This window comes from Pseudomonas citronellolis (genome assembly GCF_001586155.1).
GTDB classification, from domain to species: domain Bacteria; phylum Pseudomonadota; class Gammaproteobacteria; order Pseudomonadales; family Pseudomonadaceae; genus Pseudomonas; species Pseudomonas citronellolis.
In genome coordinates this window covers 3,839,392-3,860,386 of record NZ_CP014158.1, presented here as the reverse complement: position 1 = coordinate 3,860,386, position 20,995 = coordinate 3,839,392, and the positions used below count along the sequence as shown (strand labels likewise).

Sequence of the window (20,995 nt, the reverse complement as noted above, 5' to 3'; positions counted from 1 at the left end):
CGGGCAGGGCTCAGCCCTTGGCGGTGCGCTTCTTCTTCTCGGGGTCGTCGAAGGGCAGGGTGTGGGCGATGGCGCCGGCCTGCAGGCTGCCGCGCACCTGCAGCGGCACGCCCTGTTCGGCGCAGTCGGTGCTCAGCCGGGCGATGGCCATGGAACGGCCGGTCAGCCGCGAGTACATGGCGCAGGTGATCAGCCCCACTTCCTGCCCGGCATGCCACAGGGTGTCGCCGGCCTGGGCGGCCTGCTCGCCGTCGAGCAGCACGCCGAAGATGCGGAAGCGCTCCTGGCCCTTGAGCCGGTAGTGCTCGCCGGCGCCGCGGAAGTCCTGCTTGCCGGGCGACACGGTGAAGTCCAGGCCCAGCTCCCAGAGGCTGTCGCCGGCCTTCTCGTCGGCGAAGGGGTACATCTGCGAGTTGTCGTAGGGGTAGAACAGCAGGTAGCTCTCCACCCGCAGCCAGTCCAGGGCGGTGAAGGCGCAGGGGATGATGCCCAGGTCCTTGCCCTGTTCGAGGATGCCGTCCCAGATGGCCGGGGCGTCGGCGGCCTTGCAGAAGATCTCGTAGCCGCGCTCGCCGGTGTAGCCGGTGCGCGAGATCATCACCGGATGCCCGAACAGCTTGCCCTGCAGGTGGTGGAAGTAGGGCAGCTCGCGGATGCCCGGCACGTGCCTGGCGAGGAAGTCCACCGCCAGCGGGCCCTGCAGCGACAGGTCGTGCAGGTCGTCGTCGAACAGCACCGCCACCTGCCGGCCCTGGGCCGAGCGGATGAGCATCTCGTGGCCGACGCCGGCCCCGTGCACCACCATGAAGGCGTTGGGGCCGGTGCGGTAGACGATGCAGTCGTCGGCGAACCTGCCGTCCTCGTCGAGCATGCAGGCGTACACCGACTTGCCCGGGTAGAGCTTGGAGATGTCGCGGGTGGTGGCCCAGTCCAGCAGGCTCTCGGCGTGGGGGCCGACGTAGTGCACCTTCTTCAGCCCGGACACGTCCATCAGCCCTGCGCGGGTGCGGATCGCCTCGTGGTGGTCGGCGAGGTCGCTGGCGTAGGTCCAGGCGGTGCCCATGCCGTTCCAGTCCTCGAGTTTGGAGCCAAGCGCCAGGTGGCGTTCACGCAGGGCGCTGATGCGCCAGGAATTGGCCATGGGGTAATCCTCTTGTAGTGGGTGGCGGTTCTTCAGGCTTGTGGATCGAACGGCCGCAGCCAGTCGAGCAGGGCGCCGCGGTAGCGGCTCAGGCCCTTGTAGTCGGCGATCGGCTCGGGCAGGTCGCGCAGCACGCGGTACAGGCGCCGGGCCCAGTGCGGCTGGGTGGCCAGCTCGTTCATGCTGATCAGGTAGGTGCGGATGCTGAACATCAGCGCGTGGCTGCGCGGCAGGCGCGCCATCACCTGCAGCTCCACGCGCAGGTGCACCAGCTCGCCGGCGTTCTGCGCGGTGACGCTGCCGCGGTCGGCGCCCCACTCGTGGTAGGTCTCCGGCGAGGTGTCCAGGCGCGGGTTGATGGTCATGGTCCAGTTCAGCCGGCGTATCGGCTGGCCCACCTGCAGGTTCAGCAGGTACTTCAGGGCGCGGTCGAACACGCCCATCTGGTGCGCCATGGGCACCGGCGAGTGCCACTGCTTGAAGCTCATGCCGGCGTCGAAGGCCAGCGACCAGTCGGCCGGGCCGGTGACCATGCCGGCGTCCATGAACAGGTCGCCGTCGCGCTGGTCGAGCAGGGCGAAGTCGCCCTGCACCTGGCGGGTGATGTATTCCAGCGGCTCGCAGGGCAGGGTGCTCGCATCGCCGTAGGTGAAGCGCTGGTGGATGCCCAGCACCAGGTTGCGCCACTCCCACTGCGCGCCCTCGCAGCGCAGCTGGAAGTACTGCGGGTAGTCGGCGGCCAGACGCTCCATCAGCAGCGCCAGGGCGTCCCAGGCGGCCGGCTGCATGTGCGGCATCACCAGGCAGCGCGTCGGGTCGCGCTGCAGCACCAGGGCGCGCTCGGCCACCTCGGAGCGGTAATGCTCGTCGATGTCGAACAGGTGCTCGAACACCGAACCCGGCTCGCGCGGCACGGCCGGCTCGATGTTCACCGAGTACTGATAGCGGTCTTCCGGGAAGGGGAACGGGAAGCGGCGGATGGCCTCCGCGCTGTTGGCGAAGCTGAAGGCCTCGCGGTAGCGCTCCACCGGCTTGAGGGTCGTGGGCATCGTGGTTCTCCTAGAGGTCGAGCAGGATCGGGCCGCAGCCGCGGGATACGCAGGGCATCAGGCTGCCGGCGCGTTCGCCGGCGTCGAGGACGTGGTCGCGGTGCTCCACCTCGCCCTTGAGGTAGCGCGTCTGGCACTGCCCGCAGACCCCGCCGCGGCACAGGCTGGGCACTTCCACGCCGGCGCCTTCCAGGGCTTCGAGCAGGCTCTGCTCGGCGCCCACTTCCAGCTGGCGGCCGCTGCGCGCCAGCTCCACGCGGAACGGCTGGCCCGGCTCCGGCGCGGCGAAGGCTTCCCAGTGCACCCGCGAATCGCTCCAGCCCAGCGCCGCGGCCTGCTCGCGCAGGGCCAGCAGCAGGCGCTGCGGGCCGCAGGCGTAGACGTGGCTGCCCAGCGGGCGGTGGCGCAGCAGCTGGTTGAGGTTCAGCGCGCGCTGGGCGCCGTCGTATTCGTGCAGGCGCTCGCCGAGCAGCTCGCGCAACTCGCCCAGGTAGGCGTCGCTGATCCCGCTGCGGTAGGCGTAGTGCAGTTCGAAATCCGCGCCGCGGCGCAGCAGCTCGCGGCAGTGGGCGAGGAAGGGCGTGATGCCGATGCCGCCGGCCACCAGGATGTGCCGGCGCGCCTCGCCGTGCAGGGCGAACAGGTTGGCCGGGGCGCCGACGCGCAGCCGGTCGCCGACCTGCAGTTGCTCGTGCAGGTAGCGCGAGCCGCCGCGGGACTTTTCCTGGCGGCGCACGGCGATGCGGTAGTGGCTGGCGTCGGCCGGGTCGCCCAGCAGCGAGTAGGCGTTGCGCAGGCCGTTGGGCAGGCACAGCTGCACGTGGCTGCCGGCGGAGAAGCCGGGCAGCGCGCCGTCCACGGCCTCGAAGGTGAATTCGCGGATCACCGGGGTGAGGGCGCGCACGGCGCTCACCCGCACGTCGAAGAAGGCGCTCATGGGCGGGCCTCCGCATAGGGTTGGTCGGCGTCGGCGCACACGCCCAGGTAGGCGCCCAGGCGCTGGGAGAAATGCCGCCGCACTTCCAGGCGCACGCCGCACTGGCGGCAGTCGTGATGGTCGGCGGCGCCGGCGCTCTGCAAGGTGCCGCAGTGCACGCAGTACAGCGTGCGGGCGGCCCCGCCCTGGCGCAGCAGGTGGATCTCGTCGGGGCGCAGGCCGGCCTGGCGGGCCAGGGCATGCAGCGGCCAGAGGAAGGCCTCGTCGCCCCACAGCAGCAGCTGCAGGCCGACGCTGGCGCTGGCCAGGCGCTCCCGCAGGGCGCGCTGGGCGTTCTGTGCGTCGGTAGCCAGCAGTTCCAGTTCGCCGGCGGCCAGCCCGAGGCGAGCGGCCAGGGCGCGGGCCTGGTCGGCGTCGGCCTGTTGCATCACCAGCAGCGCCTGGCCGCCGGCCAGGCGCGGCGGGGCGTCGTAGCGGGGCAGGCTGGGCAGCGGCGGGGCGCTGGCGCAGAGAGCGGTATCGGTCATGGCTTCCTCGCTGGGTGGGTCGCCGCCGTGCCCGATCCTGAGGCGCGGGGCCTTGTGTTGGTGCGCATCCGGGCGCTGGCGGCGGCGAACTTTCGTGTTTCGCGTTGGGGAAAATATTTTCCTGTTGCGAATAACCGCTCAATCCGCAGGAGGTGATATCTCCAAAGGGGTAAGGGCCGCGGGGAGGCCCCGCCGAGGGCATGAAAGTTGCTGCCGCTAGCGCAATTGCGAACGAGGGCTGGGCATGGGCGCACGGCGTGCGGGGTGGCTGGATTGCTGGCGGCAACGATGGCTCGCAGGCGCCGTCGCGTCCGCGCCACGGCGCGCCGAGGCCGAGCTGCTGCGCGGGCTGCTGGAGGAGCCGGGCAGCTGGGCGCCGCTGGCGCGCCTGCTCGCCGACCTGGCGGCGGCCCATCCCGCCGCCGCGCCCTGCCTGCTGCTGGACGAGCCCGGTCTGGCGGAGCCGCTGCGCCGCCCGGCGGCCTTCTGCGCCGAGCCCGACTGCCCATTGCGCGACCTGCCGGCCTTGCGCGCCGGCCCCTGCCGGCCCTGCCGGGCGCGTGGCGAGCCGCGCCAGCTGTGGCCGCTGGAATCGGGCGGCCATGCCGCGCTGGCGCTGCAGGACGCCACTGGCCGCCAGCACCGGGCGCTGCTGGCCTGGCTGCCGTTGCTGGCCGCCAGCGCCCACGGCATCGCCCGCCAGCGCGCGCGGCTGCGCCTGGAGCGCCACGGCCAGGACACCCTGCTGGCCCGCGAGCTGCACGACTCGGTGGCCCAGCAGCTGGGCTTCCTGGCCTTCCAGGCGAACCGCCTGCAGGGCCAGCTGCAGCGCCCGCAGCAGGCCGCGCCGTTGCTGGAGGAACTGCGCCACGGCCTGCAAGCGGTGCAGCGCCAGGTCCGCGAGCTGATCGGCAATGCCCGGCTGAGCCTGGGCGGGCGCAGCCTGCGCCAGTCGCTGCTGGATTCGGTGGAGGAGTTCGGCCGGCGCAGCACCATCGTCTTCGAACTGGACAACCGCCTGCCCGACGGCCTGCTCGACGACGAGCAGGCCCTGCAGGTGCTGCAGATCGTCCGCGAAGCGCTGGCCAACATCGTCCGCCACTCCCACGCGCGCACCGCGCGCATCGACCTGCGCCTGGCCCGGGGCGAGCTGCGGGTGACGGTCGAGGACGACGGCGTCGGCCTGCAGGCCTGCGGCGAGACCGGCCACTTCGGCCTGTCGATCATGCGCGAGCGGGCCCTGGCCATCGGCGCCGGCCTGAGCGTGAAGACCATCCCGCCACGGGGCACGCGGGTCGCGTTGCGGCTGCCCGGCGTGGCCCTCAACCCGGAGGAGAAAGTCGATGCACAGCGCCACCTTGCTGCTGATCGATGACCACCCGCTGTTCCGCCGCGGCCTGGCCGAGCTGCTCAGCGAAAGCGGCGAGTTCACCGTGGTCGGCCAGGCCTCCAGCGGCCGCGAGGGCATCAGCCTGGCCTGCCAGCTGAGCCCGGAGCTGATCCTGCTGGACCTGCACATGCCCGGCCTGGGCGGCCTGCAGGTGCTCGACGAGCTGCGCCAGCTGGAGCTGGACAGCCAGGTGATAGTGCTCACCGCCTCGGCCGACCGCGCCGAGCTGGCCGCCGCCCTGCGCCTGGGCGCCGAGGGCTACCTGCTCAAGGACACCGAGCCGGAGGCGCTGCTGGACTACGTGCGCGGCTGCGGCCGCGGCTCGGTGCAGCTGGACGGCAGCCTGGTGGCGCTGCTCGCCGAGCCCGGTCCCGCCGCGCCGCCGGACGAACTCACCGCCCGCGAGGGCCAGACCCTGGCGCTGATCGCCCAGGGCCTGAGCAACAAGCGCATCGCCCGCGAGCTGGGCATCAGCGACGGCACCGTGAAAATCTACGTGAAGAACCTGCTGCGCAAGTTCCACCTGGGCTCGCGCCTGGAACTGGCCGCCTGGGTCCACCGCGGCGGCGGCCCGCACTGAGGAGGACGGCACATGGCAACTCCCTTCGCCGATGGCCGCGACGACGGCGACCGCTACCCGGTGGCGCTGCTGCGCCTGGACGGCCGCGGCCGCATCCGCCGGGCCAACCGCGCCTGGCGCCTGTTGATGGGCGACAGCGGCCTGGGCGAGGAACTGGCCGCCTGCCTGCACCAGGAGGACCTGCCCGGCTGGCGCGCGGTGCTGCGCCAGGCCCGCCAGGGCGACGGCGCGCGGCAGTGCCTGCGCTTCATCGATGCCCACGGGCGCCTGCGCTGGTTCGACGTGCAGCTGGACGGCGACGCCGAGACGCTCTACCTGTCGCTCAGCGACGCCACCAGCCAGCGCCGCCAGGACGCCCGTCTGGAGGCCAGCCGGCGCGGCGCCGCCAGCCTGCTCGACGGCCTGCCCGGGCTGATCTACCGCGGGCGCAACAACCGCCAGTGGACCATGGAGTTCGTCAGCGCCGGCTGCCTGCAGCTCACCGGCTACCCGGCGCAGTACCTCACCGACACTTACGAACACAGCTACAGCACGCTGATCCTCGAGGAATACGCCGAATACGTCTGGGCCGGCGTGCAGCAGGCCCTGCTGCGCCGCGAGCCCTACGAGCTGACCTACCGCATCCGCTGCGCCGACGGGCGGATCAAGAACGTCTGGGAGAAGGGAGTGGGCATCTATGCCGACACCGGCGAGGTACTCGGCATCGAGGGGGCCATCTTCGAGGTGGGAGCACCGCCGCCGACGTGACGATTTCGCCTGTCGCGGGCCCGTCCCTGGTCGATACTCAAGCGGTCATGCCGGCGGCCGCCGGCGCGCGAGAGGGAGAGTGCGATGAGTGAAGACAAGCCTGTGGCGGCGGACGACGCCGGCGCCCTGATCAGCGCGCGGATCGCCGAGCTGGGCGACTGGCGCGGCGAGGTGCTGGCGCGGGTGCGGGCGCTGGTGCGCGAGGCCGAACCGGAGGTGGTCGAGGAGTGGAAGTGGCGGGGCGTGCCGGTGTGGTCGAGGGGCGGCATTCTCTGCACCGGCGAGACCTACAAGCAGGTGGTGAAGCTGACTTTCGCCAGGGGCGCGGCGCTGGAGGACCCGGCGGGGTTGTTCAATGCCAGCCTCGAAGGTACGACCCGGCGGGCCATCGATATCCATGAGGGCGAGGTACTGGACGAGGCGGCGTTTCGCGCGCTGATCCGCGCGGCCGTGGCGGCGAACCTGGCGAAGCGCCGCGGCTAGCGGCGCGTCAGTGGGTCTTGAGGCCGGCGGCGGCCATGGCCAGGCGGATCGCCTCGGCGGCCAGCAGCACGCTGCCGACGCCGCCCAGCCAGAGGGCGAGCAGCCACAGCAGTTGCTTGCGCAGGGGCTGGCCCGGCTGCTGCGGCGCGGGGTTCGGGGTAGGGCTCATGTGGGCTCCGTGGCTGGGTTTCAGTGGCTCATTCGGCCGGGCTTTCGCCGGCGAGGATGGTGCGCGCCTCGGCGAAGCATTTCTCCGCCAGGGCCGAGCGCGGCTCGGTGCGACGCTGCAGCAGGCCGATGGGGCTGTGGATGCTGGCGCCGGCGATGGGGGTGATGCGCAGGTGCTCGCTGAGGGTTTCCAGGCCGCAGTTCAGCGGCATGATGGCGCAGCACATGCCTTCGCCGATGGCCTGGATCAGCTGGAAGGTGGAGTCGCTTTCCAGCACTGGCAGCGGGTCCAGGCCGCGGCTGCGGAAGCTCAGGTCGACGGACTGGCGGTAGTGCATGCCCTTGCTCAGCAGCCCCAGGGGCAGGTCGTTGAGCTTGTCCCACTTGAGCTCGCCGTCGTCGAACTGGAAGTGCCGCACGTCGTGCAGCAGGCCCATGGTGGTGGTGGCCAGTTCCAGCACCTCGAAGTAGGTGGTGTTGACCTGGTCGAGGTAGCAGATGCCCAGGTCCAGCTGGTTGCGGCTGAGGCCGTCGATGATCTGCTCCGAGCTCAGCGACGACAGCTGGAACTGCAGCTCCGGGTAGCGCTGGGACAGCGGCTTGAGCACCTGCATCGGGTTGAAGCTGGACAGCGGCACCAGGCCCAGGCGCAGGCTGCCCACCAGTTGCCCGCGGCAGCTGGCGGCCTCGGCCTGCAGGCCGTCGTAGGCGGCCAGCAGGGTGCGGGCCCAGGCCAGGATGCGCTCGCCGGCCTCGGTGAAGCCCTCGAAGCGCTGGCCGCGGGTCACCAGCACCAGGTCCAGCTCGTCCTCGAGATTGCGCAGGCGCATGGACAGCGTGGGCTGGGTGATGTGGCAGAGCGCGGCAGCCTGCCCGAAGTGGCGGGTCTGGTCCAGGGCGATGAGGAACTTGAGCTGCTTGATGTCCATGGGAGCTGCCTGTCGGGTAGTGGGGCCAAGGCCTGGCCGGCGTCATTTATCGGTATGTAGCCGAACGTGCGGCGCTGCGCCGTCGGTCTTGTCGTGGGAATGCGGATGAGCGGCACGTTACCGGGCGCGGCGGGCGGCGTCCAATCGTTGCTGCCGACCGCCCGATAGGCCGGCCTTATCGCGCCGCGAAAGGTCGCCGGCGCCGATAGAGGGCGTCGATCACCCGGTCTGCCATATCGATTGGACGGGGTAGGGGTTTGTCTCTAGCGTGGCTGCGAGTTCAATTTCGCGGAGACAAGGGCGTGAGCGTCAAACCCAATGCGGAATTCGTTCCGCTGAATATTGCCGTGCTGACCGTCAGCGATACCCGGACCTTCGACAACGACACGTCCGGCGAACTGCTGGCCAGCCGCAGCATGGAGATCGGCCACCGCCTGGCGGCCCGCGTGTTGCTCAAGGACGACCTCTACAGGATCCGCGCCCAGGTCGCCGCCTGGATCGCCGACGACGACGTCCAGGTGGTGCTGGTGACCGGCGGCACCGGCTTTACCGCCCGTGACAGCACCCCCGAGGCGGTCACCTGCCTGCTGGACAAGCAGGTCGAGGGCTTCGGTGAGCTGTTCCGCGCCCTGTCGATCCTCGACATCGGCACCTCCACCGTGCAGACCCGCGCCCTGGCCGGCCTGGCCAACGGCACCCTGGTGTGCTGCCTGCCGGGCTCCACCAACGCCTGCCGCACCGCCTGGGAAGGCATCCTCGCCGAACAGCTCGACGCCCGCCACCGCCCCTGCAACTTCGTCGCCCACCTCAAGCCCGGCCAGCGCTGCGAATCGCGGCAGTGAGCCCTCGTCGCCCGGCGCACTCTGCGCCGGGCGCCGCCGTCTTCAGCTGAAGATGCAGTCCACAGGCTCCAGCGGCCGCGGCAGCGCACGCTCGCCGAGGGCGCCGAGGATGTCGCGCTCGATGACGCGGACCACGGCGTCCAGGGGCAGGTCGTTCTCGTCGCGGCCGAAGGGGTCTTCCAGCTCGTTGCCGATGGCGCCCAGGCCGAAGAAGGTGTAGCTGACGATGGTGGTGAACAGCGGCGCCATCCAGCCCAGCGGCTCGGCCATGGCGAAGGGCAGCAGGATGCAGAAGATGTAGATGGTGCGGTGCAGCAGCAGGGTGTAGGGGAAGGGCAGCGGCGTGCTCTTGATCCGCTCGCACACCGCCTGCGCCTCGTTGAGCCCGACCAGGCGCTGCTCCAGGGTGACGTAGCGCCACTCGCCCAGGGCGTTGCGCCGGGCCTGCGCCGAGCAGGCCGCGCCGATCTGCTGGAGGATGCCGTCGCTGACGTTGTGCAGCGCCACCGGCGCATCGGCCGCCAGCCAGGGCCGCGCCGCCTGCAGTTCGTCCTCGTTGCGCAACCGCGCGTTGAGCGCGTGGGCATAGCCGCAGAGCGCCCGCAGCAGGCGTTCGCGCAGGGCGGCGTCGGTGATGGCGACGCTTTCTCGGATGAACGAGCGCATCTCGACGACCACCTGGCCCCAGGCCTTGCGGCCCTCCCACCAGCGGTCGTAGCAGGCGTTGTTGCGGAAGCTCATGAAGATCGACAGCGACAGCCCCAGCAGGGTGAAGGGCGTGGCGCTGACCCGCGCGAAGAGTGCCGGATGGCGGCTTTCGACCAGCACGATCAGCGAGGCCAGCAGGGTGACCAGCAGGCTGCGCCAGGCGATGCGTTTGGCGATGGAGCCCTTGAGCGTGAACAGCACGCTGAACACGTTGGGCTGGGGGTGAACGATCATGGTACTTCCGTGGACAGGGGGCGGTCGGCCGCCGGGTTCATGCAGCGTCGCCGGCCGCGCGGCGGTGGCGTTCGCCTTCGCGCCCGGGCATGGCCGGTCGAGGGCTTGCGGCGTATTCGGAGGAACTGTCTTCACAGCCTTGCGCCGAGGCTAGAGAGACGCCCCGGGAGCGTCAAATCGCTTTTGGTTACCAGCCGATAAGTGTGCTCTATCGGCCTCTTGCGACCAGGCTCCGGGCGCTTTGCCACGGGCTTTTCAGGACGATGGCCGACAGGGGTGGCGTGGTCGGAAGTTCCGTGGATGACGGCGTTCTTTCAATTGCAGCGGGCCCTGGAAAGTTCGGACGGAATAACGTTTAGCGAACTATCCCGGCGGGCCTTTCCCGGCCCTGGAACTGGCAGCGGCGGCTAGTCGCCGGCCAGGCACACGCGGTCGCGGCCCTGTTGCTTGGCCTGGTAGAGCAGGCGGTCGCAGCGGTCGAGCAGCTCGCCCGCTTCGGCGGCGCCGTCGGACAGCCCGCCGCCCAGGCTGATGGTCAGGTGGCAGAGGCGGTCGGGGCGCTTCAGGTGCTCGATGTCCAGTTCCGCTACGCGCTCGCGCAGGCGCTCGGCGACCTGGCGCAGCTCCAGCGGGCTGGCCACCTGCAGGAGGATGACGAATTCCTCGCCGCCGTAGCGGAACACCCGGGCCTGGCCGCTGCGCAGGGTGTCGGCCATGCAGTTCGCCACCTCGCACAGGCAGCGGTCGCCGGCGGGGTGGCCGTAGTGGTCGTTGAACGGCTTGAAGTAGTCGATATCGGCCAGCAGCAGGGCGAAGGGCCGGCCGTGGCTGCGCATCTGCCGCCAGCTCTGCTCCAGGTGCAGGTCGAAGGCGCGGCGGTTGCCCACGCCGGTCAGCGCGTCGGTGGCGGCCAGGGCCTGCAGGCGCTGGTTCAGCTCGGCCAGTTCGGCGCGTTGGCGCTGGCCCTCCAGGTCGGCGAGGAAGGCCCGGCGCACGCCGTTGATGTTGGTCCAGCTGATGAACAGGCTGAAGGCCAGCACCGGCAGGTAGACCAGGGTGAACACCAGCAGCGCCTTGGGCTCGCCGGCGTGGATCAGCGCCACGTTGCCGAGGATCACCGCCGAGATGGCGATGGAGCAGGCCAGGATGCCGGCGAAGGAATAGCGCACGCCGAGGTTGCCCAGGACGATGAACACCACCGAGGCGTAGAGAAAGATGGGCACCTCCGGCGAGGCGCTGCGCTTGAGCAGTTCGAACCAGGCGATGGCCGAGACGATGTCGTGCAGCGGCATCAGCAGATCCATCAGCAGCACGCTGCGGCTGTGGCGGAACACCAGGTAGATGTTCAGCAGGCCGACCAGGCTGAGCCCGCCGCGCAGCAGCAGCGACTGCAGGGCCATGTCCGGGATCAGCGCGGCGTCGGCGAGGACGTAGGCGTCGTAGGCCGCCATGGCGATGAAGTTGATCGCCAGCAGGAAGCCGCGGTAGTGCTGCAGCACATAGGCGCGCAGGGCCGGCTGCAGGTGCTCGGGGATGTGCCGCTCGCTGCTGGCCAGGGGTTGCTCGGGTAAGCTCATGACGCCCGCCTCATCGGGATGCCGCGCGCAGGCCCACGCCAGGCACGCTACTGCAGGAGTGTGTCGGCAACATGTCCGCCGGCTTGAACGGACGCCGGCCATGCCCGCCGCGCGGCTCACAGCTCATCGAGCATCTCCCGGCCCAGTTGCAGCGCGCCCTTGAAGTCCAGGGCCTGGACCAGGTCGTTGAAGCGCAGGAACTGCCGCGGCCAGGCGTGCTGGTGGCGGGCCAGCGCCTCCAGGCGTTCGAGGGCGTCGAGGTTGCCCGACTCCAGCAGGCCGAGGATTTCCCCCACCCGCTCGCGCACCTGCGGGCGGCTGAGTTGCGCGGCGGTGCCCGGGGCCAGGCCGGGCGGTTCGGCGAACAGCGCCTGCAGCTCGGCCAGTGTCACCGCCAGCAATTGCCGCAGCTCGTCCACCGGCAGCGCGGCGAGGGCAGCGGCCTGCGCCTCGGCCGGGGTGCGCAGCAGGTCGCTCTCCAGGGCCGCGCAGCGCGCGGCGAGGGCGCTGGCGCCCATGGTGCCGGCGCTGCCCTTGAGGGTGTGCAGCAGGCCGGCGCTGGCGCTCACGTCGCCGCTGCCGCGCAGCATGTCCAGGCGCCCCAGCAGCTTGTCCATCTCCGGCTCGAAGCTGCGCAGCACGCGGTGGATCAGCTTCTCGTCGCCGCCGAAGCGGCCCAGCACGCTGTCGCGGCCCTCGACGATGGCGTCTTCCTCCGGCAGCTGCGGCGGCGCTTCCCGCGCGCGCTGCGGCGCCTCCAGGTGGGCCAGCAGGCGGTTGACCATGTGTTCCTTGTCGATCGGTTTGGCGATGTGGTCGTTCATCCCCGCCAGCAGGCAGGCCTCGCGGTCGGCCTGGGCGGCGTTGGCGGTCATGGCGAGGATCGGCAGGGCGGCGAAGCGGCCGTCGGCGCGGATCCGCCGGGTGGCCTCCAGGCCGTCGATGTCGGGCATCTGCACGTCCATCAGTACGGCGTCCAGGGGCACGCCGCCGTGGCACACCTGCTCGACGCCTTCCAGGCCGCCCTCGGCCAGCAGCACCTCGGCGCCCTCGCTGGCCAGCAGTTCGGCGGCCACCTGGCGGTTCAGCGCGTTGTCCTCCACCACCAGCAGGCGCCGCCCGGCCAGGCGCCTGCTGTCGGCGGCGGGCGCCGTGGCCGGCTCGGCGGCCTGGCCGCCCAGGGCCTGCTGCACGCTGTCGGCCAGTTGCCGCGGGGTGACCGGCTTGGTCAGGAAGTCGATGAAGGGCGGGGTGTCGCCGTCGCGCACGTCGGCCAGCACCTCGCGGCCGTAGGCGGTGATCATGATGATTGTCGGCGGCGTGTGCGCCCCGGCCTCGCGCTGGATCAGCCGCGCGGCGCGCAGGCCGTCGAGGTCGGGCATGCGCCAGTCCATCAGCACCACGTCGTAGCTCAGGCCCTGGCCCGTGGCCTCGCGGTAGCGCGCCACCGCCTGCATGCCGCCGCTGACCTGGTCGACCTGCCAGCCCAGGGATTCGCAGGTGCGCAGCAGCAGTTCGGCGGCGCTGGGGTTGTCGTCCACCACCAGCAGCCGCAGCGGCCGGTCGATGACGGCGCAGCCGGCCTTCAGCGGCCGTTCGCCGACCACCGCCAGGTCCAGGTCGAACCAGAAGCGGCTGCCGAAGCCCAGCTGGCTTTCCACCTGCAGGCGGCCGCCCATCAGTTCCACCAGGCGCTTGCAGATGAACAGGCCCAGGCCGGTGCCGCCGAAGCGCCGGGTGGTGGAGGCCTCGGCCTGGGTGAAGCTGTCGAAGATGCTCTGCAGCTGCGCCGGGCCGATGCCGATGCCGCTGTCGCGCACGCCGATGCGCAGGCGCAGGCGCTCGCCCTCGCGGCCCAGCTGCCTGACGCTGACCACCACCTGGCCGTGGTCGGTGAACTTGATGGCGTTGCCGGCCAGGTTGATGAGGATCTGCTGCAGGCGCAGGGCATCGCCCAGCAGGCTGCCGGGCAGGTTGGGGTCGATGTCGAAGAGCATCTCGACGTCCTTGCTGCCGAGGTTGCCGGAGAGCACCACGGCGAGGTCGCGCATCAGCGTCTCCAGCTCGAAGGGGTGCTCCTCCAGCAGCAGCTTGCCGGCCTCGATCTTGGAGTAGTCGAGGATGTCGTTGAGCAGGCCGAGCAGGGCGGTGGCGGCGGAATGGGCCTTGTCGACGTAGTCGCGCTGGCGCGGGTTCAGCTCGGTCTGGCGGGCCAGGAAGAGCATGCCCAGCACGGCGTTCATCGGCGTGCGGATCTCGTGGCTCATGTTGGCCAGGAAGCTGGACTTGGCCGCGTTGGCGGCGTCGGCCTGCTCCTTGGCCTGGCGCAGCGAGGCCTGCATCTCGCGCTCGCGGGTGATGTCCAGGTTGATGCCGGTGACGCGCAGCGGCGTGCCGTCGGCGTCGCGCTCGACGCGGGCGGCGGCCTGGATGTAGCGCACCTGGCCGTCGGGGCGGACGATGCGGAAGGTCGGCTCGTAGTGGCCCTGGCCCTGCACCGCGGCGTTCAGGCTGGCGAGGGTGGCATCAATGTCGTCCGGGTGCAGGCGCTCGCGCCAGTGCTCCAGGCACAGGCCATTGCCGTTGAGCGCCGGCGGCTGCTGGTAGAGCTCGAACATGCGCTCGTTCCAGTGCAGGGTGTCGTCTGCCGGGCGCCACCACCAGATGCCCAGGCCGGCCGCTTCGGCGGCCAGGGCCAGCTGGTCGTGGGCCAGGCGCAGGCGGTCCTCGGCGGCCTTGCGCTCGGTGATGTCGACGGCGATGCCGAGGTAGCCGCTGACCTGGCCGCCCTCGTCGCGCATGGCGGTGACCACCAGGCTCATCGGCACGCGGCTGCCGTCCTTGCGCAGGTAGGTCCATTCGCGGGTCTCGGCGCCTTCGTCCTCGGCCTTCTGCACCAGGGCGCGGAAGCCCGGCACCGGGCGGCCGTATTCCTCGCCCAGCTGGGCGGCGCGCGTGCTCAGTTCCTCCTCCGCGTGCAGGTCCTGCGGGGTGGCGCGGCCGACCAGTTCCTCGGCGCGGTAACCCAGCAGGCGCTCGGCGCCGCGGTTGAAGATGCGGATGATGCCGTTGGCGTCGGTGGCGATGATCGACACCTCCGAGGCCGAGTGCAGCACGCCGCTCAGCAGGCGGTTGGCCGCGGCGAGTTCGGCGGTGCGCTCGGCCACCTGGCGCTCCAGGCCGCTGTTGAGTTCGTGGATACGCGCCTCGGCGGCCTTCTGCGCGGAGATGTCGCGTACCGTGGTCGAGGTGCCCACCACTTCGCCGTGGGGGCCGCGGATGGGCGAGGCGCTCAGCGACACGTCGATCAGCCGGCCGTCCTTGTGTCGGCGCTGGGTGTCGAAGGGCGGCAGGCGCTCGCCCTGGGCCACGCGGCGCAGCAGCGGTTCCTCTTCGGCCACCCGCTCGGCGGGCACCAGCAGGCCGTTGGCCTGGCGCCCGAGGACTTCCTCGGCGGTATAGCCGAGCAGCTTCTGCGCGCCGGCGTTCCAGCTGGTGATCTCGCCCTGCAGGTTCTTGCCGGCGATGGCGTCTGCGGAGGATTCGACTATCGCCGCCAGCCGCGCCTGCTGCTCCAGCACCTGGGCGCGGCGCTGGCGGCTGACCGCGGTGGCCCCGAGCAGGGCGGCCAGCAGCAGGCTGCCCAGGCAGCCGGCGCCGAACACCAGGGGCGGGGAGAGCGGGTGCAGGCGCTGGACGAACGCCGGGTGGGCGCTGAAGTCGATCTGCCAGCGGCGGCCGAACACGTCGCGCTGCAGGCTCTGCGGGTACAGCCGCGGCGCCTTGGCGTCGTCGGCGCTGCTGTAGAAGATGTCGCCGGGCTCCCCATCGGTCACGTCGGCGAGCTGGAAGTGCACGGCGGCGTCGTCCAGGCGCAGGTCGTCGAGCACCTCGCGCATCAGCAGCGGCGCGTAGCCCAGGCCGATGGCCTGGGCCTCGCGCTGTTCGATGCTGGCCGGGGTGACGCCGCCGCGGTAGATGGGCAGCAGCATCAGGAAGGACTGCTGGGATGCGCCGGAAGCCTGCACCAGGGTGATGGGCGCGGAGAGCCGCGGCAGCCCGGTGCGCAGCGCCGCCTGGGCGGCCTGCTGGCGGCGCGGCTCGGAGGCCACGTCCAGGCCGATGGCGGCCAGGTTGGGCTGTTCCGGCTCGATGTACTGGATGACGTAGCGCTCGCCGGGGTTGGGCTTCACCTCGTGCACGGCGAAGTCCGGCCGGCCTTCGGCGCGGGCGTTGCGCAGGAAGTCGTCGAGCGCCCCGGCCGGCACCCGGCGGACGAAGCCGAAGCCGCGGGCGCCGGGAAACTCCCGGGCGACGTCGCGGGTCTGGGCGTAGCGGTGGAAGACCTCGCGGCTGATGTGCGCCTCGCCCGCGGTCAGCACCGCGCCACGGGCGCCGCGCAGGCCGTACTGGTACAGCTCGATGCGCGCCAGCACGGTGTCGGCCAGGCGGTTGGCCTCCTGGGCCACGGCGGCGCGCGCCTGCTGCTGGTTGCCGCGCTGCACCAGGGCGGCGCCGAGGGCCGAGCAGAGCACGCCCAGGGCCAGGACGGCCCAGGACCAGCGGTTGAACCTGAGGTTGCCCGGTGTCGTCTTCACCCGATCCTTCCCGTTGCGGTGGTGCCCGTGGCACGGAGGTTCATGCTTGCAGGCCGTCGGCCAGCAGGCGGCTCATGTCGTCGCGCGGCACCGGGCGGCAGTAGAGGTAACCCTGCATCACCGGGCAGCCCAGCGCCGCCAGCGCGCGCTCCTGGTTCGGGCATTCCACCCCTTCGGCCACCAGCTCCAGGCCCAGGGCCTGGGCGAGCTTGATGATGGCCTCGATGATCGCCGCGTCGCTGCGGTCCTGGAGCATGTCGCGGACGAAGCTCTGGTCGATCTTCAACACGTCCACCGGGAAGCGCTTGAGGTAGGCCAGGCTGGAGTAGCCGGTGCCGAAGTCGTCGATGGCGATGCGCACCCCCAGCTCGCGCAGCGCCGCCAGGGTCTGGCGCGAGGCGTAGCGGTCGCTGGCCAGCACGCCCTCGGTGATCTCCAGTTCCAGGTTGCCCGGCTGCATGCCGGTCTGGGCGAGGATTTCGGCCACCTGGTCGACGAAGCTCTCGCTGCGGAACTGCACCGCCGAGATGTTCACGCTGACCGTCAGCGCGTGCCCGGCATCGTTCCAGGCGCGGGCGTCCTGGCAGGCGCGCAGGAGGATCTGCTGGCCGATGGGCACGATCAGCCCGGTTTCCTCGGCCAGCGGGATGAACTCCGCCGGCGGCACCAGGCGGCCCTCGCCGTCGCGCCAGCGGATCAGCGCCTCGACGCCGACGATGGCGCGCGTGGCGGCGTGCACCTTGGCCTGGTAGAACACCTCGAACACACCCAGCTCCAGGGCCAGGCGCATGTGCCGTTCGAGCAGGTGGCGCTCGCGCATGCGCGCCTCGATGTCCGCCGAGAAGAAGCTGTAGCCGTTGCGCCCGGCGGCCTTGGCCTGGTACATGGCGGCGTCGGCGTGGCGGTAGAGGTCCTCGGCGCCGTCGCTGTCGTCGGGGTAGAGGCTGATGCCGATGCTGGCGGTGAGGTGGTAGCTGGTGCCGCGGATGACGTAGGGCTCGCCCAGGGCCGCCTGCACCCTCGCGGCGAAGTCGCCGATGGACTCCAGGCTGTGCACCTCCGGCAGCAGCACGGCGAACTCGTCGCCGCCCGGCCGGCACACGGTGTCCATGGCCCGGCACTGGCGGCTGAGGCGCAGGGCGGTCTCCTGCAGGATGGCGTCGCCCAGGGAGTGGCCCTCGGCGTCGTTGACCGCCTTGAAGTTGTCCAGGTCCAGCAGCAACAGGCCGACGCGCTGCTGGTTGCGCCGCGCGCCCTCGATGGCCTGGGCCATGCGGTCGGCGAGCAGGGCGCGGTTGGGCAGGTTGGTCAGTGGGTCCTGGTTGGCGAGGATCTTCGCCATGTGCCGCAGACGTGCGTGGGTGCGGATGCGCGCGCGGGCCACCGGCAGGTTCATCGGCTTGGTGATGAAGTCCACGCCGCCCATCTGCAGGGCGCGCAGCTCGTGGGACACCTGGTCGTAGGCGGTGACGAAGATCACCGCGGCGTCGTTGAGCTTGGCGTCGGCCATCAGCGCCTGGCACACCTCGAAGCCGTCCATGCCGGGCATCTCGATGTCCAGCAGGACCACGTCCGGGCGGATGCGCCGGGCCAGTTCGAGGGCCTGGCGGCCGTCCGAGGCGAAGTGCGTCACGCCCAGCCCCCTGGCCGCCTCGCCCAGCAGCTGTATGTCGCTGACCTGGTCGTCGACGATCAGGATGACCGAGTCGAAGTTACGCGGATCTTCCGGCATTCCATTGCTCCAGCGGAACACTTTTGTAGGAGAATTCTGGTGTAGGAAAATTCTGGCATGAGGCTAGCCTAGATTACGAAAGCCTACCTCTGCATGATGGCGAATTGGCATGTTTTTCTCGGGAATGCCGCGCGGACAGTGGCCGATGAGCTGTGTCTGTCAGCTGATGGGCTGTCATGACGCCAGAACGCCATTATGGATAGACTCGAAACGACGGCCGACTTTCCCGGCGGTTCCCTGGGTGCCTGAGCGAGCAGTGTGCAGATGCAGTCCGTGAGTACGGGATACGCGATGGAGAGTATGGGCGAGCGCCACCATGCCGGGCTGTTGCGCCTGGCGTTGGGCCACCTGGCCCTGGATGCGGCGGTGCTGATGCGCGATGACGGCGGCGCCTGGCGGCTGTGCGCCTGCCTTGGCCTGGGCGCCGAGGACAGGGCCTGGTTGGAACGCCCGGGCGGGCTCCCCGACGACGGCGCGGCGGCGCTGGCCGCGCGCTGGGCGTTCCGGCACCTGTGCCCGCTGCGCTCGGCCGACGGCCTGCCGCTGGGGCAGCTCTGGCTGCTGGGCGAGCGCCCGCGCGAGCTGGACGCTCCCCAGGCCGAGGCCCTGGCCGAATACGCCGGCCTGGCCGCCGCGCTGCTGGAACTGGAGTGCGGCGCCGAGCGCACCCGCATCACCGAGCGGCGCCTGGCGCTGGCGGTGGAGGGCAGCGGCACCGGCATCTGGGACCGCCACGTGCCCAGCGGCGTCATCCATTACTCCTCCGGCTGGAAGGCCCTGCTGGGCTACGCCGAGGACGAGATCGGCGAGCGCATCGAGGAAAGCTACGCCCGCGTGCACCCCGACGACCTGGCCTACGTCAGGGCGACCATGGAGGCGCACTTCGCCGGGCAGACCGCGGCCTACGAGGTGGAGCACCGCATCCGCCGCAAGGACGGCAGCTACATGTGGGTGTGCAGCCGCGGCAAGGTGGTCGAGCGCGACGAGCAGGGGCGGGCGCTGCGCATGCTCGGCACCACCACCGACATCACCGCCCAGCGCGTGCTGGCCGAGAAGCTGCGGCAGAACCTCGAACTGCTCACCGACCTGACCAACGAGATTCCCGGCATGGTCTTCCAGTACCGCCGCCTGCCCGACGGCTCGGCGCGCTTCCCCTACGTCAGCGCCGGCAGCCGGGAAATCTACGGCATGGCCCCGGAGGAACTGGCCGACGGCCCCACCGAGCGCATCCGCGCGATCATCCACGACGAGGACATGCCGCGCTACCTGGCCGCGCTGGAGGCCTCGGCGCGGACCCTGGTGCCCTGGCAGCTGGAGTACCGCGTGCAGTTGCCGGACCAGGGCCTGCGCTGGCGCCAGGGCAACGCCCACCCGCGCCGCCAGGCCGACGGCAGCGTGCTCTGGCACGGCTTCATCACCGACATCACCGAGCGCAAGCGCATCGAGGCCGAGCTGCAGGTGCTGGCCACCACCGACTTCCTCACCCAGCTGCCCAACCGGCGCTGCTTCATGCACCAGCTGCAGGCCGAGCTGGGCCGCGTGCAGCGCGGCGGCGAGCGCAGCGCCGCGGTGCTGATGTGCGACCTGGACCACTTCAAGGCGATCAACGACCGCTGGGGCCACGCGGTGGGCGACCTGGCGCTGCGCCATTTCGCCGACGTGCTCGCCGGCCTGGTGCGGCGCAGCGACTGCGTCGGGCGCATGGGCGGCGAGGAGTTCGCCGTACTGCTCAGCGATGCCAGCCGCGACAATGCCGTGGCCTTCGCCCAGCGCCTGCAGGAGCACCTGGCGCAGACGCCGCTGCTGCATGCCGGCGAGCGTATCCCGCTGACGCTGAGCATCGGCGTGGCCGACATGCTCGCCGGTGACGCCACGGCCGAGGCGGTGCTGTCGCGCAGCGACCTGGCGCTGTACCGCGCCAAGCAGGCCGGGCGCAACCGCATCGAGTACCTCTGAACGGGCCGGATGGCCTGCCTTGGGCTATGGTGCAGGGAGCACCGCCCAAGGGAGGCCACCGTGAACCCGCAAGTCGAAGTGCAGGTCGCCGGCCCGGACGAGGAGCCGCTGCTGGCGGCCATGCTGCCGGGCTACCTGCGCGAGCTCGGCGTCGAGTCGGACCTGTACCCGTACCTGGCGCTGTACTGGCTGGAGCCCGGGCGCCGGCCCTACCTGATCCGCGTCGACGGCCAGGTGGCCGGCTTCGCCCTGGTGCGCGCCCTGGAGCGGCCGGGGCTGCACGAGCTGGCCGAGTTCTATGTCGGCCAGGCGTTCCGCCGCCAGGGCGTGGGCCGCGCCGCGGCCTGGACGCTGTTCGAAGGGCAGCCCGGCGACTGGCAGCTCAACGTGCTGACCGGCAATCGCAACGCCCTGGCGTTCTGGCTGCGGGTGGTGCCGTGCGGCACCGTGCCGCTGCCGGTGGACGATCCCGAGGCCTGGCCGCACCTGCGCTTTCGCTTTCACGTCGGCTGACCCTTGCCAGGCGCCGCCGCGCCGGGCAGATTGGCGCCCGCATTCATTTCCCCAGCCCTGGAGCACTTCATGCCGCACTTCACCGCCACCGTCACCGTCAGCGCCGAGCACCGGGGGCGCGAAACCGAGGCCGTGGACAACCCGGCCATCGCCGTCGAGCTGCGTACCCTGGAGCCGGGGGTGATGGAGCTGGTGTTCCAGGGGCAGCTGGATGCGCCGGAGGAGCCGACTCACGTCTGCGTGAGCCTGGATAACGGCCTCAACTACTACGGGCCGATCACCGGCGGCAGCGCCGATGAGGCCGGTGGGCGGATCAGCTTCGAATGCGACATGGTCGAGCCGGAACTGCTGGTCTGATCGCGCCATCCCTGTAGGAGCGAGCTTGCTCGCGAACCTTTATCCGCCGAATCGCGGACAGAGTCCGCTCCTACGGTTCCATGAAGCACGGTCGTAGAAGCAACTGTCTTGCACCGATGTGCCCTTCGTAGGATGGGTTGAGCTTGCGATACCCATGCTGCCGTGGTGATGGGTATCGCTTCGCTCAACGCCATCCTACGCGGCGTCGTGTTTCGCCGGTGGGGTAGGAGCAACTGTCTTGCGCCGATGTGCTCTTCGTAGGATGGGTTGAGCTTGCGATACCCATGCTGCCGTGGTGATGGGTATCGCTTCGCTCAACGCCATCCTACGCGGCGTCGTGTTTGCCGGTGGGGTGGGAGTGCTTTTCGTAGGATGGGTTGAGCTTGCGAAACCCATGCTGCCGGGGTGATGGGTATCGCTTCGCTCAACGCCATCCTACGAAAAGCCGTGCTTCCTGGAACCGAGCGGACTCTATCCGCCCTACGATGAAACATCCGATCGGGATGACCCCGAACTCCCCACCCACT

Annotated in this window: 18 protein-coding genes; 8 read left to right on the top strand and 10 right to left on the bottom strand. The window is 70.8% G+C overall.

Going from position 1 to position 20,995, the window contains the following annotated elements:
- Positions 1-10: 10 nt before the first annotated feature.
- From PcP3B5_RS16720 to PcP3B5_RS16705, 4 genes are read right to left on the bottom strand one after another with little or no spacing between them, the layout of a single operon-like run.
- Positions 11-1,141 (bottom strand): aminomethyl transferase family protein, encoded by a 1,131-nt coding sequence (locus PcP3B5_RS16720; RefSeq protein ID WP_009622538.1) that lies wholly within the window; start codon positions 1,139-1,141, stop codon positions 11-13.
- A gap of 32 nt (positions 1,142-1,173) precedes the next feature.
- A complete protein-coding gene (locus tag PcP3B5_RS16715; protein ID WP_061561918.1) occupies positions 1,174-2,190 on the bottom strand; it encodes a heme-dependent oxidative N-demethylase family protein in 1,017 nt (338 codons plus the stop codon).
- A 10-nt stretch (positions 2,191-2,200) separates the two neighbouring features.
- The gene (locus PcP3B5_RS16710; RefSeq protein WP_061561917.1) at positions 2,201-3,127 is read right to left on the bottom strand and encodes a PDR/VanB family oxidoreductase; all 927 of its coding nucleotides are present in this window, start codon (positions 3,125-3,127) and stop codon (positions 2,201-2,203) included.
- On the bottom strand, positions 3,124-3,654 hold the full coding sequence (locus PcP3B5_RS16705) for a dimethylamine monooxygenase subunit DmmA family protein (protein ID WP_043271765.1): 531 nt from the start codon (positions 3,652-3,654) through the stop codon (positions 3,124-3,126). Before PcP3B5_RS16705 ends, PcP3B5_RS16710 begins: the two co-directional genes overlap by 4 nt.
- Before the next feature lie 244 nt (positions 3,655-3,898).
- Here PcP3B5_RS16705 and PcP3B5_RS16700 point away from each other — a divergent pair, with 244 nt between their 5' ends.
- The 4 genes from PcP3B5_RS16700 (at position 3,899) to PcP3B5_RS16685 (ending at position 6,854) form a co-directional block, all read left to right on the top strand.
- Positions 3,899-5,029 (top strand): sensor histidine kinase, encoded by a 1,131-nt coding sequence (locus tag PcP3B5_RS16700; protein WP_061561916.1) that lies wholly within the window; start codon positions 3,899-3,901, stop codon positions 5,027-5,029.
- Entirely contained in the window at positions 4,998-5,624 is a 627-nt protein-coding gene (locus PcP3B5_RS16695; protein WP_009622532.1) for a response regulator, read from the top strand. Before PcP3B5_RS16700 ends, PcP3B5_RS16695 begins: the two co-directional genes overlap by 32 nt.
- A 12-nt stretch (positions 5,625-5,636) precedes the next feature.
- Entirely contained in the window at positions 5,637-6,371 is a 735-nt protein-coding gene (locus PcP3B5_RS16690; RefSeq protein ID WP_043271764.1) for a PAS domain-containing protein, read from the top strand.
- A gap of 84 nt (positions 6,372-6,455) precedes the next feature.
- Complete coding sequence (locus PcP3B5_RS16685) at positions 6,456-6,854, top strand: DUF1801 domain-containing protein (RefSeq protein WP_043271763.1); 399 nt, start codon at positions 6,456-6,458, stop codon at positions 6,852-6,854.
- 7 nt (positions 6,855-6,861) lie between these two features.
- Here the strand turns inward: PcP3B5_RS16685 and PcP3B5_RS30825 are convergent, their stop codons facing one another.
- Positions 6,862-7,023, bottom strand: coding sequence for a DUF2474 family protein (locus tag PcP3B5_RS30825; protein WP_081884670.1), 162 nt, complete (start codon positions 7,021-7,023; stop codon positions 6,862-6,864).
- Positions 7,024-7,051: 28 nt separating this feature from the next.
- Positions 7,052-7,951 (bottom strand): LysR family transcriptional regulator, encoded by a 900-nt coding sequence (locus PcP3B5_RS16680; protein WP_061561915.1) that lies wholly within the window; start codon positions 7,949-7,951, stop codon positions 7,052-7,054.
- Positions 7,952-8,253: 302 nt separating this feature from the next.
- Between PcP3B5_RS16680 and moaB the strand changes: the two genes are divergently transcribed.
- The gene (moaB, locus tag PcP3B5_RS16675; RefSeq protein WP_061561914.1) at positions 8,254-8,793 is read left to right on the top strand and encodes a molybdenum cofactor biosynthesis protein B; all 540 of its coding nucleotides are present in this window, start codon (positions 8,254-8,256) and stop codon (positions 8,791-8,793) included.
- Between the two features lie 42 nt (positions 8,794-8,835).
- On the opposite strand, the gene PcP3B5_RS16670 is transcribed toward moaB, so the two are convergent.
- The 4 genes from PcP3B5_RS16670 to PcP3B5_RS16655 all read right to left on the bottom strand — a co-directional run bounded on the left by PcP3B5_RS16670 (position 8,836) and on the right by PcP3B5_RS16655 (position 17,642).
- Entirely contained in the window at positions 8,836-9,735 is a 900-nt protein-coding gene (locus PcP3B5_RS16670; protein WP_061561913.1) for a bestrophin family protein, read from the bottom strand.
- 407 nt (positions 9,736-10,142) lie between these two features.
- Positions 10,143-11,312: a GGDEF domain-containing protein gene (locus tag PcP3B5_RS16665; protein WP_061561912.1), complete on the bottom strand. Its 1,170-nt coding sequence runs from the start codon at positions 11,310-11,312 to the stop codon at positions 10,143-10,145.
- A 116-nt stretch (positions 11,313-11,428) separates the two neighbouring features.
- Positions 11,429-15,910 carry a PAS domain S-box protein gene (locus tag PcP3B5_RS16660; protein WP_061561911.1) on the bottom strand — a complete coding sequence of 1,494 codons (4,482 nt, stop codon included), beginning with the start codon at positions 15,908-15,910 and terminating at the stop codon, positions 11,429-11,431.
- Positions 15,911-15,950: 40 nt separating this feature from the next.
- Positions 15,951-17,642: a putative bifunctional diguanylate cyclase/phosphodiesterase gene (locus PcP3B5_RS16655; RefSeq protein WP_061561910.1), complete on the bottom strand. Its 1,692-nt coding sequence runs from the start codon at positions 17,640-17,642 to the stop codon at positions 15,951-15,953.
- A 264-nt stretch (positions 17,643-17,906) separates the two neighbouring features.
- Between PcP3B5_RS16655 and PcP3B5_RS16650 the strand changes: the two genes are divergently transcribed.
- The 3 genes from PcP3B5_RS16650 (at position 17,907) to PcP3B5_RS16640 (ending at position 20,468) form a co-directional block, all read left to right on the top strand.
- Positions 17,907-19,598 carry a sensor domain-containing diguanylate cyclase gene (locus PcP3B5_RS16650; RefSeq protein WP_061561909.1) on the top strand — a complete coding sequence of 564 codons (1,692 nt, stop codon included), beginning with the start codon at positions 17,907-17,909 and terminating at the stop codon, positions 19,596-19,598.
- A gap of 60 nt (positions 19,599-19,658) precedes the next feature.
- The gene (locus tag PcP3B5_RS16645; RefSeq protein ID WP_009622497.1) at positions 19,659-20,111 is read left to right on the top strand and encodes a GNAT family N-acetyltransferase; all 453 of its coding nucleotides are present in this window, start codon (positions 19,659-19,661) and stop codon (positions 20,109-20,111) included.
- A gap of 69 nt (positions 20,112-20,180) precedes the next feature.
- On the top strand, positions 20,181-20,468 hold the full coding sequence (locus PcP3B5_RS16640) for a hypothetical protein (RefSeq protein ID WP_009622496.1): 288 nt from the start codon (positions 20,181-20,183) through the stop codon (positions 20,466-20,468).
- Positions 20,469-20,995: the final 527 nt, after the last annotated feature.